14 protein-coding genes are annotated in these 16,228 nt (G+C 69.1%); 12 read left to right on the top strand and 2 right to left on the bottom strand.

Going from position 1 to position 16,228, the window contains the following annotated elements:
- Window positions 1-53 precede the first annotated feature (53 nt).
- Together AC3ANJ_RS02080 and AC3ANJ_RS02075 are read left to right on the top strand one after the other, a co-directional pair.
- Complete coding sequence (locus AC3ANJ_RS02080; RefSeq protein WP_488318013.1) at window positions 54-698, top strand: TetR/AcrR family transcriptional regulator; 645 nt, start codon at window positions 54-56, stop codon at window positions 696-698.
- Window positions 699-720: 22 nt separating this feature from the next.
- The gene (locus AC3ANJ_RS02075) at window positions 721-1,935 is read left to right on the top strand and encodes an amidohydrolase (protein WP_488318012.1); all 1,215 of its coding nucleotides are present in this window, start codon (window positions 721-723) and stop codon (window positions 1,933-1,935) included.
- Window positions 1,936-2,058: 123 nt separating this feature from the next.
- Here AC3ANJ_RS02075 and AC3ANJ_RS02070 read toward each other — a convergent pair whose 3' ends face one another.
- Entirely contained in the window at window positions 2,059-2,754 is a 696-nt protein-coding gene (locus AC3ANJ_RS02070; protein WP_406247274.1) for a GTP pyrophosphokinase, read from the bottom strand.
- A gap of 101 nt (window positions 2,755-2,855) precedes the next feature.
- Here AC3ANJ_RS02070 and AC3ANJ_RS02065 point away from each other — a divergent pair, with 101 nt between their 5' ends.
- Together AC3ANJ_RS02065 and AC3ANJ_RS02060 are read left to right on the top strand one after the other, a co-directional pair.
- On the top strand, window positions 2,856-3,386 hold the full coding sequence (locus AC3ANJ_RS02065; RefSeq protein WP_488318011.1) for a VOC family protein: 531 nt from the start codon (window positions 2,856-2,858) through the stop codon (window positions 3,384-3,386).
- 5 nt (window positions 3,387-3,391) lie between these two features.
- Window positions 3,392-4,195, top strand: a complete 804-nt coding sequence (locus tag AC3ANJ_RS02060) for a MerR family transcriptional regulator (RefSeq protein WP_488318010.1) — start codon at window positions 3,392-3,394, stop codon at window positions 4,193-4,195.
- 22 nt (window positions 4,196-4,217) lie between these two features.
- Here the strand turns inward: AC3ANJ_RS02060 and AC3ANJ_RS02055 are convergent, their stop codons facing one another.
- Entirely contained in the window at window positions 4,218-5,288 is a 1,071-nt protein-coding gene (locus tag AC3ANJ_RS02055) for a VanZ family protein (protein ID WP_488318009.1), read from the bottom strand.
- Window positions 5,289-5,405: 117 nt separating this feature from the next.
- On the opposite strand from AC3ANJ_RS02055, the gene AC3ANJ_RS02050 reads away from it, so the two are divergent.
- The 8 genes from AC3ANJ_RS02050 to AC3ANJ_RS02015 all read left to right on the top strand — a co-directional run bounded on the left by AC3ANJ_RS02050 (window position 5,406) and on the right by AC3ANJ_RS02015 (window position 16,228).
- Complete coding sequence (locus AC3ANJ_RS02050) at window positions 5,406-7,445, top strand: APC family permease (RefSeq protein ID WP_488318008.1); 2,040 nt, start codon at window positions 5,406-5,408, stop codon at window positions 7,443-7,445.
- A gap of 166 nt (window positions 7,446-7,611) precedes the next feature.
- Window positions 7,612-7,701: a potassium-transporting ATPase subunit F gene (locus AC3ANJ_RS02045; protein WP_488318007.1), complete on the top strand. Its 90-nt coding sequence runs from the start codon at window positions 7,612-7,614 to the stop codon at window positions 7,699-7,701.
- Window positions 7,701-9,380 carry a potassium-transporting ATPase subunit KdpA gene (kdpA, locus tag AC3ANJ_RS02040; RefSeq protein ID WP_488318006.1) on the top strand — a complete coding sequence of 560 codons (1,680 nt, stop codon included), beginning with the start codon at window positions 7,701-7,703 and terminating at the stop codon, window positions 9,378-9,380. The genes AC3ANJ_RS02045 and kdpA overlap by 1 nt, the downstream gene beginning before the upstream one ends.
- A gap of 1 nt (window position 9,381) precedes the next feature.
- Window positions 9,382-11,538, top strand: coding sequence for a potassium-transporting ATPase subunit KdpB (kdpB, locus tag AC3ANJ_RS02035; protein ID WP_488318005.1), 2,157 nt, complete (start codon window positions 9,382-9,384; stop codon window positions 11,536-11,538).
- A 25-nt stretch (window positions 11,539-11,563) separates the two neighbouring features.
- Window positions 11,564-12,172: a potassium-transporting ATPase subunit KdpC gene (kdpC, locus tag AC3ANJ_RS02030; RefSeq protein ID WP_488318004.1), complete on the top strand. Its 609-nt coding sequence runs from the start codon at window positions 11,564-11,566 to the stop codon at window positions 12,170-12,172.
- Window positions 12,169-14,709 carry an ATP-binding protein gene (locus AC3ANJ_RS02025; RefSeq protein WP_488318003.1) on the top strand — a complete coding sequence of 847 codons (2,541 nt, stop codon included), beginning with the start codon at window positions 12,169-12,171 and terminating at the stop codon, window positions 14,707-14,709. The genes kdpC and AC3ANJ_RS02025 overlap by 4 nt, the downstream gene beginning before the upstream one ends.
- Entirely contained in the window at window positions 14,706-15,377 is a 672-nt protein-coding gene (locus tag AC3ANJ_RS02020; RefSeq protein WP_488318002.1) for a response regulator, read from the top strand. The genes AC3ANJ_RS02025 and AC3ANJ_RS02020 overlap by 4 nt, the downstream gene beginning before the upstream one ends.
- 275 nt (window positions 15,378-15,652) lie before the next feature.
- On the top strand, window positions 15,653-16,228 hold the full coding sequence (locus tag AC3ANJ_RS02015) for a GNAT family N-acetyltransferase (RefSeq protein ID WP_488318001.1): 576 nt from the start codon (window positions 15,653-15,655) through the stop codon (window positions 16,226-16,228).

The raw sequence follows: 16,228 nt of genomic DNA, 5'->3' as shown, positions 1-16,228 counted from the left end.
ACCGATCGGTAAGCTGGTTGGCAAGTCACAGAACCGCAACGGAAAGAGGGACCGTGGCACACAGCGAGGATGCCGTGCGCACCCGCCCCGCGACGCGCGCGAAGCGCGAACAGATCCTCAAGGCGGCGGTGGAGATCTTCGGCAACAAAGGATCGACGAACGGCACGCTCGCCGATGTGGCCGAGCAGGTCGGCATCACGCATGCCGGTGTGCTGCACCACTTCGGCTCCAAGCAGAAACTCCTGCTCGAGGTGCTCGCGTACCGCGACCAGGCCGACGTCCAGGATCTCGAATCCCAGCGCATCCCGTACGGCCCCGAACTCTTCGTGCATCTCGTCAAGACAGCGTTCGAGAACGAGAAGCGTCCCGGCATCGTGCAGGCGTACACCGTGCTCTCCGCCGAGTCCGTGACCGACGAGCACCCGGGGCGCGAGTACTTCGAAGAGCGCTACACGACGCTCCGTCGCGAGGTGTCCGATGCCTTCGCCGAGCTCTGCGCCCAGGAGGGGGTCGCCGACACCGAGACGGTGGCCGCGGCATCCGCTGCGATCCTGGCCGTCATGGACGGCCTGCAGCTGCAGTGGCTGCTGCACCCCGAGATCATCGAGCTCGGCGAGGCGAGCGCGTTCGCGATCCGCGCGATCGTGAACGCGGTCGTGCGCCCCGGCCCTGAGCTGGCGGACTACGTCACGGGCTGACCTGCACGGCTAGGGTGAAGCCATGACGATCGACCTCGAAGCCCTGTACATCGATCTGCACCGGCATCCCGAGCTGTCCTTCCAGGAGACCAGGACGGCCGGCATCGCCGCCCAGCACCTGCGCGATCTCGGTCTCGAGGTCGAAGAGGGCGTCGGCATCACCGGAGTCGTGGGCCTGCTCCGCAACGGCGAGGGACCGACCGTCTGGCTGCGCGCCGACATGGACGCGCTTCCGGTGCAGGAGCAGACCGGTCTCCCGTACGCGAGCACGGCGACCGGAGTCGATCCTGCAGGGAACACGGTCCCTGTCATGCACGCCTGCGGGCACGACATGCACGTCACGGCGATGATCGGGGCCGTCGAGCAGCTCGTCGCCGCGCACGCCGAGTGGTCGGGCACCGTCGTCATCCTGATCCAGCCCGCCGAGGAGTACGGCGCCGGGGCGCGGGCGATGCTGGATGCCGGCATCCTCGATCGATACCCGAAGCCCGACATCGTGCTCGGTCAGCACGTCACGCCGCTGCCCGCCGGCATCATCGGGGTGCGCAGCGGCACGCAGATGGCGGCATCCGACGGCCTCACGGTGACGCTGCACGGCCGCGGCGGGCACGGCTCCCGCCCGCACACCACGATCGATCCCGTGGTCATGGCCGCGGCGACCGTCATGCGCCTGCAGACCATCGCCTCGCGCGAGACCGACCCGCAGGGCGTCGCGGTCGTCACCGTCGGCTCCATCCACGCCGGGCTCAAGAACAACATCATCCCGACCGAAGCGACGCTGGAGCTCAGTCTGCGCTACCCGGACGACGCCTCGCGCTCCGCCGTCCTCGCGAGCGTCGAGCGGATCGTGCGCGCCGAGGCGCTGGCGTCCGGCGCCGAGCAGGAACCCGAGATCCGCACCGACCACACGCTGCCACCGACGATCAACGACGCGGATGCCGTCGCCCGCCTGACCGCGGCCTTCCAGCGCGAACTGGGCGAGACCGCCGTGATCGACCCCGGAATGATCACAGGCAGCGAGGACGTCTCGTGGTTCGCGAGGGATGCCGGAGTGCCGCTCGTGTTCTGGTTCTGGGGCGGGGTCGACCCGCAGACGTTCGCCACCGCGACGGCGAACGACACGGTCGCCCACGACATCCCGACGAATCACTCGCCGCTGTACGCACCGGAGATCCATCCGACCATCGAGGTCGGCGTGACGGCGTTGGCGACCGCTGCCAGGGAGTTCCTGGGCTGAGCCGGGTACACCTGCACGACGCGGGAACGGATGCCGGGGCGGAAACCGCTTTTCGGTCGTGCGTCTGTTCCCGGATCGTGCAGCTGTCCCAGTCGCCCCCGTCGACGAGGGCGAACCTCGTCTTCAGACCTGGACGATGCGCGGCGGCGCCGGCGCGAGCTGACGGTTCGGCGACCCGTGGGCTTCGCGGTGCAGGCGCTCCATGCGCACGTCGAGTTCGGCGGCGGCATCCGCGGCATCCGACAGGCTGTCCACCAGGTGCGACGGGACCTGATTCGAGAACTTGTAATAGATCTTGTGCTCCAGGCTCGCCCAGAAGTCCATCGCGATGGTGCGGAACTGCACTTCGACCGGGACGGACAGCGCGCCGGTGGAGAGGAACACCGGCACCTCGAGGATCGCGTGCAGGCTCTTGTAGCCGTTCGGCTTCGGGTTGGCGATGTAGTCCTTGACGACGCGGACCGTGATGTCGTTCTGCGCGGTGAGCAGATCGAAGAGCCGGTACACGTCGGCGACGAAGCTGCAGGTGACGCGGACACCGGCGATGTCGGTGATCTCGGCGCGGATGCGATCGAAATCGGGCTCCGCGATGCCCTTGCGGGCGATTTTCTCGACGATGCTGTCCGGTGACTTCAGCCGGCTCTTGACGTGCTCGATCGGGTTGTAGGCGTGGTCGTGCGTGAACTCGTCGCGCAGGATCGAGATCTTCGTCTCGACCTCGCGCATGCCGAATTCGTACTCCCGCAGGAAGCGCTGGAATTCGTCACGGAGCTCCTTGGTCTGGCGGATCGCATCCTCGGAGACGTCAACGGTCGTCATGCGATCGACGTTACGGGTTCGTGATCGGAATCGGCTGTGCGTTCGCGATGAGCGCGCACGGGTTTGACCCTCACACGACGTGAGGATCCACGCTTGCTCACATGACTGATCACTTCAATGCATTCGAGATGAGCCCTGTCCCCGACGGCCCGGACGCTGTCGCGCCGGATCCGTTCCTCGGCGTCTACGCGATGCCGATGTTCGTCAGGATCGCCTCGAGGGATCTCGACGCGTCGACGGAATTCTGGACCCGCGGACTGGGCTTCGTCGATTTCTTCAGCATTCCGGGGCAGATCGTGCACCTGCGCCGGTGGGCGTTCCAGGACGTCCTGCTCGTTCCCGCGAACGACGATGGCGCCCCGTCAGCGCCGTCCACCGTTCAGGTGTTCGTCTCCTGCGTCCTCGGTCAGCTCGAATCCGTGGCCGACGCATGTCGGGAGCTGTCCCCGGATTCGGTGACAGGACCCTACGACACGGCGTGGAGAACGCGCGACATCTCCGTCGTCACACCGGAGGGCGCACAGGTCACGTTCACGGCGGCGACGCCGTTCACACCAGACAGCGAGGTGGGACGCGATTTCGCGTCCGTCGGCATCTTCGCACCGGAAGACTCCGCCGGAGGAGCACAATGACATCCATGGTCGACGAAGAGATCGATGAGGATGCGACGGTCGGCGTCGCCGCCGACCTCCTCGGATTGACCGTGCGCACTCTCCACCACTGGGATGAGATCGGCCTCGCATCGCCGTCCCGCCGCACACCAGCCGGATACCGCCTCTACACCTGGGATGACCTCGAGCGCCTGAGCCGGGTCGTGGCGTACCGCGACGCCGGTCTGACCCTCGATGCGATTCGTGATGTGCTCGACGACGCGAGCACGGAGATCGGCGACACGCTGCGCGAGCAGCGTGCGCAGCTGGCCGAACGGATCCGCGATCTGCAGCAGCTCGACGAACGGCTCGAGCGCATGACCGACGCGCACGAGCGCGGCATCCTGATGAGCGACGAGGAGCAGCGCGCGGTCTTCGGGGAGAATTGGGATCCGCAGCAATCGCGAGCTGCCCGCTTCGCATGGGGCGGATCGAGGCAATGGGCGCAGTTCGCAGAGCGCTCCGCGTCGCGCTCGCCGAGCCAGTGGCGGGAGCTCTCCGAAGCCATGTCCGCGCTCCAGCGCGACCTCGCCGATGCGGTGAACCGAGGGGTCGAGCCGGGAAGCGAGGATGCGGACGCACTCGTCGAGCGCCACCGCGAGGTGTTCTCGAACTTCTTTCCCCTGACACGGCAGATGCAGGTGTGCCTGGGCCGGATGTTCGAGGCCGATCCAGGGTTCTCGTCCTATTACAACGGGATCGGAGACGGCCTGGCCACGTGGTTCCGCCAGAGCATCGACGAATCAGCACGCCACCACGGCATCGATCCGGAGACCGCCACGTGGGAGTAGCCGGCGGCAGGCAGAAGCGGCGTCAGTCCGCTTCGGATGCCGCGGCATCCCTCGCGTCCACAAGGTCCTGGCCGGAGAGCATCCCCGGCAGGCCGCGGCCGTTGCGGGTCGTGAACAGGAGCACGAGCGCGACCAGGATCAGCGCCGACGAGAGCGCGTCGAAGACACCACCCAGCAGCCGCAGCGACCAGAGACCGCCGATGCCACCGGTCCAGCGCAGCAGCCGGGCGAACGCCTCGGGCATCCGGTCGCCCCGGTAGCGCAGCTGCACCGCGATGTCCCCGACGGAGCGGCCCGTCACCAGGATCACCGCGAGCCAGAGGCCGGAGGCGATCGCGACGCCCAGCACCTCGGCGAGGCGCCCGCTCAGCACCGCCTGACGATCGCCCACCACGTACTGCAGCCACAGCTGCGTGATGATGCCGATGCCTGCCGCGACGAACCAGCACCCGAGCGCGTCGCACAGCATCGCGACCGCGCGACGCCCGCGGGTCACGGGGCGCGGCAGCGCGGCATCCGCCTTCGGAGCCATGCCGCGCATCGAACGCGGCACGACGAGGGCCGCGACCGAGCCGATCACGGCACCGAGCGTGTTCGTCATGAGATCGCCGACGTCGAAGAACCGATACGCGCACGGGTACAGGCCCCACACCCCTGTCAGCTGGGTGGTCTCGATCAGCAGCGAGAGTCCGAACCCGACGATCAGGGACGTCAGGATGCCGCGGGCACCGAGTATCCGCAGGAACACCCCGAGGGGAATGAACAGCAGCACGTTGAAGACGAGCTGCAGGATCTCGGGCTGCGTGATCGGGTTGCCGGGCGCGGCGAAGGCCTTCTGCACGTCGCGCACGACGGCCATCGGGTCGGTGATCGCGCCGACGCAGCGGATCGCATCAGGGTCGGGCATCGGAAGCAGCGTGTAGGTCCAGATCGCCCAGAAGTAGACGAGCGCCGCCAGCCACAGCAGCGTGCGTCCGAGGGTCAGCCGACCTCGGCGCCGGTAGCTGACAGCCACGAACGGGACGAACAGCACAATGCCGAAGCCGACGCCGATCGCGATGGCGATGAACGCCAGCAGAACCTGATCCCCCACGGTGTGCCAGTGTATTCCCGCGAGCGCGTGAGGATTCCGTATGGGAGCCCGTGCAGCCCGTAGGGATTCCGTGAGGATCCCGCAAGGATCCCGCGCGGCGGCGTAGCGTCGCCGGACGTGACGAACGAAACACGTGATCCGCAGCTGGTCAAGCGCATCCTGCTCGGCGACCCGCTGTCGTCCGAGGAGAGCGCCGAGCAGCTGCTGCCGAAGCGGCGAGCGCTGCCCATCTTCGCGTCGGACGCGCTCAGCTCTGTGGCCTATGCGCCGCAGGAGCTGGTGATGATCCTGCTGATCGGCGGGCTCACGTTCCTCTCGTTCACCCCGATCGTCGCGGTCGCTGTCGTCGTACTGCTGATCGTCGTCGTGCTGAGTTATCGCCAGCTCATCAAGGCCTACCCGTCCGGCGGCGGCGACTACGAGGTGGCGCGCAAGAATCTCGGCGAGATCCCCGGAGTCGTCGTGGCGTCCGCGCTGCTCGTCGACTACGTCCTCACCGTCGCCGTGTCGGTGGCCTCCGGCGTCGACAACATCATCTCGGCGATCCCGGGGCTCGACCCGGCGCGCGTGGAGCTGGCCGTCGGCTTCGTCGTGCTCATCATCATCGTGAACCTGCGCGGTGTCCGCGAGGCGTCGTTCGCGTTCGCGATCCCGACGTACATCTTCATCGGCTCGGTCGGCGTCATGATCGTGACGGGGCTGATCCGCACGTTCCTCGGCGATGCGCCGGTGGCGTCCAGCGCGGAGTTCGCCGTGCACGCCGAGGACCTCAGCCAGGCGGCCGTGATCCTGCTGATCCTGCGCGCGTTCTCGAGCGGCTGCTCGGCGCTCACGGGCGTCGAGGCCGTCGCCAACGGCGTCCCGGCGTTCCGGGTGCCGAAGGTGCGCAACGCCCAGGCCACCCTCGTGCTGATGGGCTCGATCGCCATATGCCTGTTCGCCGGTCTCACGGCTCTCGCACTGATCAGCGGCGTGCACTACGCGGAGGACCCGTGCGCCCTCATCGGGTTCGACTGCGCGACCCCGCAGCCGAGCCTGATGGCGCAAGTCGCGTCCGCGACGTTCGGCGGCGGCAGCATTCTGTTCTTCATCGTGCAGGCCGCGACCGCCTGCGTGCTGCTGCTGGCCGCGAACACGGCGTTCAACGGCTTCCCGCTGCTCGGCGCCGCCCTCGCCCGCGACGGCTACGGCCCGAAGGCGCTCAACACCCGCGGCGACCGGTTGGTGTTCTCGAACGGCATGATCCTGCTCGGCATCGCCGCGATCGCCGTGCTCATCGTGTTCCAGGCGAAGCTCACGACCCTCATCCAGCTCTACATCATCGGCGTGTTCGTCTCGTTCTCGCTCGGGCAGATCGGCATGGTGCGCCACTGGCGCCGGATGCTGAGATCCGCATCCACCTCGGCATCCGATCGCCGTGGGGCCCGTCTGGGACTGCTGATCAACTCCGCGGGCGCGACCCTCACGGTCCTCGTGCTGCTGATCGTCACGATCACGAAGTTCACGCACGGCGCCTACCTGGTGTTCTTCGCGATCCCGATCCTCGCGTTCCTCATGATGGGCGTGAAACGGTACTACCGCGATGTCGACCACGAGATCGCGATCGACGACACGACCCGCTTCGGCTCGACAGGAGACGTCGCGCTCGTCCTCGTCAACAAACTGCAGAAGCCGGTCGTGAAGGCCCTCGACTACGCGGTAGCGGCCAAGCACGGCAAGACCGTGGCCGTGCACGTCGCCGTCGAAGGCGACGAAGCCGCCCAGCTGCAGCAGGAATGGGCGGATCACCTCATGCCGGTGCCGCTGATCATCCTGCAGTCGCCATACCGCTCGTACGCCGAACCCATCGCCCAGTTCATCGCGCAGTACCGCGAGAAGCACGGCCCGTCGGTCGTGACCGTGTATCTGCCGCAGTACATCGTCGGGCACTGGTGGGAGACATTCCTGCACAACAGGCGAGCACGCCGGGTGGCCTCGCAGCTCATGCTCGTGCACGGAGTGACGATCACGCTCGTGCCGTGGCTGCTGGACTCGTCCGAGATCATCTACGGACGCCGCTCGCGACCCGTGCCAGGCCAGGAGCGGGCCGGGCGGCCGGTCGTCGCGAACGGCCGCCGTGCGCACCGGCCGGCAGGCCCCCCGGACGCCGATGCGTGAGCATCCCGCATGGTTCCGGCCGTATGCCGTAGGGATGCCGTGAGGATCGATGCCCCCGGCACGGCACCGGAGTTGTATCGGGTCTCGTGCTCGATCTTCTCTATCTCGCGCTGACTCTCGCGCTGTTCGCCGTCGTCTCGTTCGTCGCGAAGGGGGTGGAACGACTGTGATCGTCTTCGAGATCGCGGCCGTGGCTGTCGCCCTCGCCGCCGTCGTCTACCTCATCATCGCCCTTGTCCTTCCGGAGCGCTTCTGATGACCGCCACGATCTGGCTCGGCATCCTGCAGGCGGCGACCCTCATCGCCGTGCTCGTGGTGCTCTATCGCCCGCTCGGGGACTACATCGCCCGCACCTACGCCTCGCCGCGGCATCTGCGCGTCGAAGGGTGGACGTATCGTGCGATCGGCGTCGACGCCGAGTCGGAGCAGACCTGGCGGGCCTACGCCCGCGGCGTGCTGATCTTCTCGGTCACCGGTCTCCTCCTCGTCTACGCGCTCCAGCGGGTGCAGGCGGTGCTTCCGCAGTCGCTCGGGCTCCCCGCCGTGCCGGAGGGTCTGGCGTTCAACACGGCGGCGTCGTTCGTCGCCAACACGAACTGGCAGTCCTATTCGCCGGAGCAGACCATGGGCTACGCGGTTCAGCTCGCCGGCCTCACTGTGCAGAACTTCGTCTCGGCCGCGGTCGGTCTCGCGGTCGCCGTCGCGCTGATCCGCGGTTTCGCGCGGCGCGGCTCGAGCACGATCGGCAACTTCTGGGTGGATCTCACTCGGGGCCTCGTGCGCATCCTGCTCCCGATCGCCGCGCTCAGCGCCCTGGCGCTCATCGCGGGCGGCGTGGTGCAGAACTTCGCCGGCTTCACCGAAATGACCACGCTCTCCGGGGCGACGCAGGCCATCCCCGGCGGACCGGTCGCGTCGCAGGAGGCGATCAAGCTCCTCGGCACCAACGGCGGCGGATTCTTCAACGCGAACTCCGCGCACCCGTTCGAGAACCCGACAGCGTGGACCAACCTGCTCGAGATGGTGCTGATCCTCGCGATCCCGTTCTCGCTCCCCCGTGCGTTCGGACGCATGGTCGGCGACGACCGCCAGGGATACGCGATCGCCGCGGTCATGGGTGTGATCTTCCTCGTGTCGACCTTCGCCCTGTCCGTCTTCGAACTGGCCGGCCGCGGCTCGGCACCCGAACTGGCAGGGGCGGCGATGGAGGGCAAGGAGCAGCGCTTCGGCATCCTCGGATCCGCGCTGTTCGGCAGTGCGTCGACGCTGACCTCGACGGGTGCGGTGAACTCGATGCACGACTCGTACACGGCGCTGGGCGGCATGATGCCGATGATCAACATGATGCTCGGCGAGGTCGCCCCCGGCGGCGTCGGCTCCGGTCTGTACGGGATGCTCGTGCTGGCCGTGATCGCGGTGTTCATCGGGGGGCTGCTCGTCGGGCGAACTCCGGAGTACCTCGGCAAGCGCATCGGACCGCGCGAGATCAAGCTCGCCAGCCTCTACATCCTGGTGACTCCCGTCCTCGTCCTGGGCGGCACGGCGCTGAGCTTCGCGATCCCCGGCATCCGCGAGGATGTCGCATCGACGAGCATCCTGAACCCGGGCGTGCACGGCATGAGCGAAGTGCTCTACGCATTCACGTCGGCCTCCAACAACAACGGCTCGGCGTTCGCGGGCCTCACGGCGAACACGCCATGGTTCAACACCGCCCTCGGCGTCGCGATGCTGCTCGGACGGTTCCTGCCGATCGTGCTCGTGCTCGCCCTCGCCGGCTCCCTCGCCGCGCAGGAGCGCATCCCCGCCACCACCGGGACGCTCCCCACACACCGGCCGCAGTTCGTGGGCCTGCTCACCGCCGTCGCGGTCATCGTCACGGCTCTCACCTACTTCCCGGTCCTCACCCTGGGACCCCTCGCCGAAGGACTCGTCTGACATGGCACTGCTCACTTCCCCCTCCCCTGAGACCCCGGCGCCTGAACTCGTCGACGGGGCATCCGCACCGTCCGCACCGCGCCGGGCCTTCGGCTGGCGCCCCCTCGTCCAGGCCCTTCCCGGTGCGGCACGCAAGCTCAATCCGGCGACACTGGTCCACAATCCCGTGATGCTGCTGGTCTGGGTCGGCGCCGCGTTCACCACGGTCCTCGCGGTCGCCGAGCCGTTCCTGGCCGGTGCGGCCGAGTCCGGCGGCGCGCCGGTCCCCGCCGGATTCACGTGGGGCATCGCCGCGTGGCTGTGGCTGACGGTGTTCTTCGCGAACATCGCCGAGTCCGTCGCCGAGGGCCGCGGCAAGGCGCAGGCCGCAACGCTGCGCAGGACCAGGACCTCGACGCTCGCCCGCCGCGTGGTCGGTTACGACGCGAAGACGGATGCGGGGGCGCTCAGGGCGCAGACCGCCGAGGTGGCCTCGTCGGAACTGCAGCGGGACGACATCGTGATCGTCGAGGCCGGTGAGCTGATCCCCGGCGACGGCGACATCGTCGCCGGCATCGCGACCGTCGACGAATCGGCGATCACGGGCGAGAGCGCCCCGGTGATCCGGGAATCGGGCGGCGACCGCAGCGCCGTCACCGGCGGGACGCGCGTGCTGTCCGACCGCATCGTCGTGCGCATCACGTCGAAGCCGGGCGAGACGTTCGTCGACCGCATGATCGCGCTCGTCGAGGGCGCGAACCGGCAGCGCACGCCCAACGAGATCGCGCTGAACATCCTGCTCGCGAGCCTGTCGATCGTGTTCGTCGTCGCGGTGCTCACGCTGAATCCGATCGCGTCGTTCGCGGCATCCCCGGTCAGCATCCCCGTCCTGATCGCTCTGCTCGTCTGCCTGATCCCGACGACGATCGGCGCGCTGCTGTCGGCGATCGGCATCGCCGGCATGGACCGGCTCGTACAGCGCAACGTGCTCGCGATGTCGGGGCGCGCCGTGGAGGCCGCCGGCGACGTCACGACCCTGCTGCTCGACAAGACCGGGACCATCACGTACGGCAACCGCCGTGCCGACGAGGTGCTGCCGCTCGACGGCGTCGACGAGGCCGAGTTGCTGCGCACGGCCGCACTGTCGTCGCTCGCCGACCCGACTCCCGAGGGTGCGTCGATCGTCGAGCTCGCCGAAGCCCGCGGCATCCGGACCGACCTGCCGACGGATGCCGTCGTCGTGCCGTTCACGGCCCAGACGAGGATGAGCGGACTGGATCTCGCCGACGGGACGCAGATCCGCAAGGGCGCGGGGTCCGCCGTGAGCGCCTGGCTCGGCCTCGGCAGCGCGGATGCCGAGCTCGCCCGTCGGACGGATGCCGTCGCCGGCAGCGGCGGGACCCCGCTCGTCGTCGCGGTGAAGGCGGCGGACGGCGCGGGGCGCGTGCTGGGCGTCGTGCACCTCAAGGACATCGTCAAGGCCGGCCTGCGCGAGCGGTTCGAGGAGCTGCGATCGATGGGCATCCGCACGGTCATGATCACCGGCGACAACCCGCTCACCGCCGCCGCCATCGCGCAGGAGGCCGGTGTCGACGACTTTCTCGCCGAGGCGACGCCGGAGGACAAGCTCGCACTCATCCGTCGTGAGCAGGAGGGCGGACGGCTCGTCGCGATGACCGGCGACGGCACGAACGACGCGCCGGCTCTCGCGCAGGCCGACGTCGGCGTGGCGATGAACACGGGCACGTCGGCGGCCAAGGAGGCAGGCAACATGGTCGACCTGGACTCCGACCCGACCAAGCTCATCGACATCGTCCGCATCGGCAAGCAGTTGCTCATCACGCGCGGCGCGCTCACGACGTTCTCGCTCGCGAACGACATCGCGAAGTACTTCGCGATCATCCCCGCCATGTTCATGGGGGTGTTCCCCGGACTCGCGGCGCTGAACATCATGCAGCTGCACTCACCGGCCTCCGCCGTGACGAGCGCGATCGTCTTCAACGCGATCGTGATCGTCTTCCTCATCCCGCTCGCTCTGCGCGGAGTGGCCTACCGACCGGCCGGCGCCGCGCAGATCCTGCAGCGCAACCTGCTCGTGTACGGCCTGGGCGGTGTCATCGCCCCCTTCATCGGCATCAAGATCATCGATCTCGTCGTCAGCCTGCTCCCCGGCTTCTGACGCACCCAGGAAAGGAACACACACCATGTCTCCGACTCGTACCACGGTGCGCACCATCGGCGTCGCGATCCGCGCGATGCTCGTCTTCACGCTCGTCCTGGGCGTCGGCTACACGCTCGTCATCACCGGCATCGGACAGCTCGCGATGCCGTGGCAGGCGAACGGCTCCCCCATCGCCGACGAGAAGGGCACCGTCGTCGGCAGTGCCCTGATCGGCCAGTCCTTCACGGATTCCGACGGCGAAGCGCTGCCCGAGTACTTCCAGTCCCGCCCTTCGGCCGCGGGGTACGACGGGCGGGGGTCGACCGGGAGCAACCTCGGGCCGGAGAACCCCGACCTCGTCGCCGCGATCGAGGAGCGTCGGGAGGCGATCGCGGAGCGCGAGGGTGTGGCGGTCGACGAAGTGCCCGCCGACGCGGTGACCGCCTCGGCGTCTGGGCTCGATCCGCACATCAGCGTCGCGTACGCCTTGCTGCAGGTGCCGCGCATCGCAGAAGAGCGCGGGCTCGACGAAGCGGCGGTCCGCGCGATCGTGGAGTCTAGGATTCAAGGGCGGGACCTGGGGTTCCTCGGCGAGGAGCGCGTCGGCGTCGTGGAACTGAATCTCGCACTGGACGGGCAGGAGGGGTCATGACCGGAGAACGCCCGGCGCGGCGCGGCCGCCTCCGAGTCCTGCTCGGTGCGGCCCCCGGCGTGGGGAAGACCTTCGAGATGCTGGCGGAGGGCAATCGCCTGCGCCAGGAGGGCGTCGATGTCGTCCTGGCCCTCGTCGAGACGCACGGCCGGAGTGCGACGGCGGCGCAGGCCGCCGGGCTGCCGCAGGTTCCCCGGCGCGTCGAAAGGCATCGCGACGTCGAGCTGACCGAGATGGACGTCGAGGCCGTGCTCGCCCGCGCGCCGCAGATCGCGCTGGTCGACGAACTCGCGCACACGAACGCTCCCGGTTCGAGCAATCCCAAGCGCTGGCAGGACGTCGACGAACTGCTGGATGCCGGAATCGACGTGATCACGACGGTCAACGTGCAGCACATCGAATCGCTCAACGCCGTCGTCGAGAAGATCACCGGCGTCGCCCAGCAGGAGACCATCCCGGATGCCGTCGTGCGCGGAGCGGACGAGATCGAGGTCGTCGACCTCGCTCCGCAGACGCTGCGCGACCGGCTCTCGGCGGGGCTGGTGTATCCGGCCGAGCGCGTCGACGCGGCACTGTCCAACTACTTCCGCCTCGGCAATCTCACGGCGCTGCGGGAATTGGCGCTGCTGTGGCTCGCCGATGAAGTGGACAGCGCCCTGCGCAGCTATCGCGCCGAACAGGGGATCGAGGGCAGCTGGCAGGCCCGGGAACGCGTCGTCGTGGCCCTCACCGGAGGCCCGGAGGGCGAGACGCTGCTGCGCCGCGGAGCACGGATCGCCGCGCGATCGGCGGGCGGCGAGCTGCTCGCCGTGCACGTGTACTCGCAGGACGGGCTGCATCGTGACGTGCCGGGTGCGCTGACCGCCCAGCGATCCCTGGTCGAATCGCTCGGCGGCAGCTACCACCAGATCGTCTCGGACGACGTGCCCGAGGCGCTGGTCGAATTCGCGCACACGGTGGACGCCACGCAGCTCGTGATCGGCGTCAGCCGGCGCGGTCGGCTCGCCGCAGCACTGACGGGCCCCAGCGTCGGCACCGAGGTGATCCGCCGGTCCGGCGACATCGACGTGCACATCGTCACGCACGCCGCGGCCGGTGGGCGCGCCGCACTGCCGCGGATCACCGGGGGCGCTCTCGGCTGGCGCCGGCAGCTGCTCGGATTCGCCGTCGCACTGGTGTTCGGCCCCCTGCTCTCCTGGTTGCTGTTCTCGCTGCGCAGTCCGGAATCGATCACGTCCGAAGTGCTCGCCTACCAGCTGCTGGTGGTGATCGTCGCTCTCATCGGCGGCATCCGACCGGCGGTGTTCGCAGCCGTGCTGTCGGGCATCACCCTGGACGTCCTGTTCGTCGCCCCGCTGTACACCGTGACGATCGCGCACCCGCTGCATGCGATCGCACTGCTCCTGTACGTCACCATCGCCATCCTGGTGAGCCTCATCGTCGACCAGGCGGCCAGACGTGCCCGTGACGCGAAGCGCGCCACCGCCGAGGCCGAGCTGCTCGCCTCGGTGGCGGGGAACGTGCTCCGCGGCGAGAGCGCAGTGCTCGCTCTCGTGTCGCGCACCCGAGAGGCGTTCGGACTGAGCGGGGTGCGACTGGTCGCCCGCAACGGCGACGTGATCGCGCGAGACGGCGAGCCGCTGCGGGACGGGAGATCGACGACGTACGCGGTCGGCGAGGCGAACGGCGAGCCACGCGCGACGCTCGAACTGCACGGCGGGCCGCTGGATGCGCCGTCGCGGCGCCTGCTCGACGTGATCATCGCACAGCTCACCGCAGCCATCGAGCACACCGATCTCAGCGCGACGGCCCGCGAGGCCGAAGCGCTGGCCGAGACGGATCAGGTGCGCAGCGCCCTGCTGTCGGCCCTGAGTCACGATCTGCGGCGCCCGCTGGCGTCGGCGGTCGCGGCGATCGGCGGCCTGCGCGGAGCGGGCAAGCTCTCTGCCGCGGATCGCGCCGAACTGCTCGCGACCGCGGACGAGAGCCTCGCGACTCTGTCGACGCTCGTGACGGATCTGCTGGACGTGAGCCGCGTGCAGGCGGGCGTCCTCGCGGTGTCCACGACATCTGTGGACGCCGGCGGCAGCATCCTCGCGGCGCTCGACGAGCTCTCCCTCGGCCCGGCGGATGTCGAGCTCGCACTCGATCCGGCGCTTCCCCCGCTGGAGGCGGACCCCGTGCTGCTGCAGCGGGTCCTGGTCAACCTGCTCGCGAACGCCTTCCGCCATTCCCCCGATGGCGAGCGCGTACTCGTGTCGACGAGTCGGCTCGGCACGCGGGCGGAGATCCGCATCGTCGACCGGGGCGTCGGCGTGCCGCGGGAGCGGCAGGGGACCATGTTCCAGCCGTTCCAGCGGTTCGGCGACACGGACAACTCCACCGGGCTCGGGCTCGGGCTGGCCCTCTCTCGCGGATTCACCGAGGGCATGGGCGGTACCCTGAGCCCCGAGGACACCCCGGGCGGCGGTCTGACCATGGTCGTCGCGCTCCCCCTTGCCGAGCCGGATGTCGACGGAGGAGGAACCGCGGGATGAAGCTGCTCATCGCCGATGACGATCCGCAGATGGTGCGGGCGCTGCGCATCACGCTGGCGGCGCACGGCTACGACGTCGTGGCCGCGGCGGACGGTGCGGCAGCGATCGCCATGGCCGCGCAGACGCACCCCGACATCATCCTTCTGGACCTCGGGATGCCGCGGCTGAACGGGATCGAAGTGATCCAGGCGCTGCGGGGATGGACGACCGTCCCCATCATCGTCGTGTCCGGCCGCACGGGTTCGGCCGACAAGGTGGATGCTCTGGATGCCGGGGCCGACGACTACGTCACGAAGCCCTTCCAGGTGGACGAACTGTTGGCGCGACTGCGCGCGCTCTCGCGGCGATCGGCACCCACCGGGGGCGAGTCGACGATCGCCTTCGGCGACGTCGAGGTGGATCTTTCGACGCGGACGGTCACGCGCGACGGCACGCGCGTGCATCTGACCCCGACCGAATGGCGGATGCTGGAGCATCTGTCGCGGCATCCCGGCGCCCTGGTGACCCGGCAGGAGCTGCTCAAGGAGATCTGGGGCAGCGAGCAGGTCGCGGACTCGGGCTATCTGAGGCTCTACATGTCGCAGCTGCGCAAGAAGCTCGAGCGCGAGCCGAGCGCGCCGGCGCACCTGCTCACCGAGTCGGGCATGGGCTACCGGCTGGTGCTGTAGGCCCGCTTCCCGCGGCCCCCGCCCGCTTGAGGGGTCCCGAATCGCCGCATCCACGCGCCGGAGGCGCACAAACGCGACCCCTGCTGCGCAGCAGATTCCCCTTCGTGTCCTCGAGGGGTCGCAAGTGGCCGCTTCACCGCGCGCGAGTGGGCCAATCGCGACCCGTCCCGCAGCGCAGATTCAACCGGCACCGCGCAGGGGTCGCGAATCGCCGCGTCAACCCGCCCGAGGCGACCAGCGACGACCCCCGGCGCCGCGTCCCGTAGCCTGAGACGATGACCGAGAACGCCTGGCCGATCAGAACCGCTCGCCTCGAGGTCCGCCGTGCGACACCGGATGATCTGGACGCGATCTGGGGGTACCGACGGCTCCCCGAGGTGAACACCTGGCTCGGTGGCGCTCCCGCAACGCTCGAGGTGTTCCGCGAGCGCCTGCAGGACCCGGAACGGCTGGAAACGCTCTTCGCCATCACGCTCCTGAAGGACGGCGGAGCGCGGCTCATCGGCGACATCATGGTGCGCATCGGCGACGGCTGGTCGCAGCGCGAGGTCAGGGATCAGGCGGCCGGAGTCGAGGCCGAACTCGGCTGGGCTCTGGCACCCGAGTTCACGGGGCACGGCTACGCGACCGAGGCGGTACGCGCGGTGATCGACGTCTGCTTCGGTCGCCTCGGCCTGCGTCGCGTGCACGCCGGATGCTTCGCCGCCAACGAACCCTCGTGGCGGCTCATGGAGCGCCTGGGCATGCGCCGCGAGGAGCTCAGCCGCAAGACCGCGCTGCACCGCTCGGGCGAGTGGATGGACGGCATGAGCTACGGCATCCTCGCGGAGGAGTGGACTCCGACGCTGTAG

The organism is Microbacterium sp. STRO-1N, assembly GCF_057748015.1.
This window is presented reverse-complemented; position numbering and strand designations above follow the sequence as displayed.

What these genes read in the sequence shown, in the direction of transcription:
- AC3ANJ_RS02075 (WP_488318012.1), top strand. Translation starts at nt 721, where the DNA reads ATGACGATCGACCTCGAAGCCCTGTACATCGATCTGCACCGGCATCCC.
- AC3ANJ_RS02070 (WP_406247274.1), bottom strand. Translation starts at nt 2,754, where the DNA reads ATGACGACCGTTGACGTCTCCGAGGATGCGATCCGCCAGACCAAGGAG.
- AC3ANJ_RS02065 (WP_488318011.1), top strand. Translation starts at nt 2,856, where the DNA reads ATGACTGATCACTTCAATGCATTCGAGATGAGCCCTGTCCCCGACGGC.
- AC3ANJ_RS02060 (WP_488318010.1), top strand. Translation starts at nt 3,392, where the DNA reads ATGGTCGACGAAGAGATCGATGAGGATGCGACGGTCGGCGTCGCCGCC.
- kdpA (WP_488318006.1), top strand. Translation starts at nt 7,701, where the DNA reads ATGACCGCCACGATCTGGCTCGGCATCCTGCAGGCGGCGACCCTCATC.
- kdpB (WP_488318005.1), top strand. Translation starts at nt 9,382, where the DNA reads ATGGCACTGCTCACTTCCCCCTCCCCTGAGACCCCGGCGCCTGAACTC.
- kdpC (WP_488318004.1), top strand. Translation starts at nt 11,564, where the DNA reads ATGTCTCCGACTCGTACCACGGTGCGCACCATCGGCGTCGCGATCCGC.
- AC3ANJ_RS02025 (WP_488318003.1), top strand. Translation starts at nt 12,169, where the DNA reads ATGACCGGAGAACGCCCGGCGCGGCGCGGCCGCCTCCGAGTCCTGCTC.
- AC3ANJ_RS02020 (WP_488318002.1), top strand. Translation starts at nt 14,706, where the DNA reads ATGAAGCTGCTCATCGCCGATGACGATCCGCAGATGGTGCGGGCGCTG.
- AC3ANJ_RS02015 (WP_488318001.1), top strand. Translation starts at nt 15,653, where the DNA reads ATGACCGAGAACGCCTGGCCGATCAGAACCGCTCGCCTCGAGGTCCGC.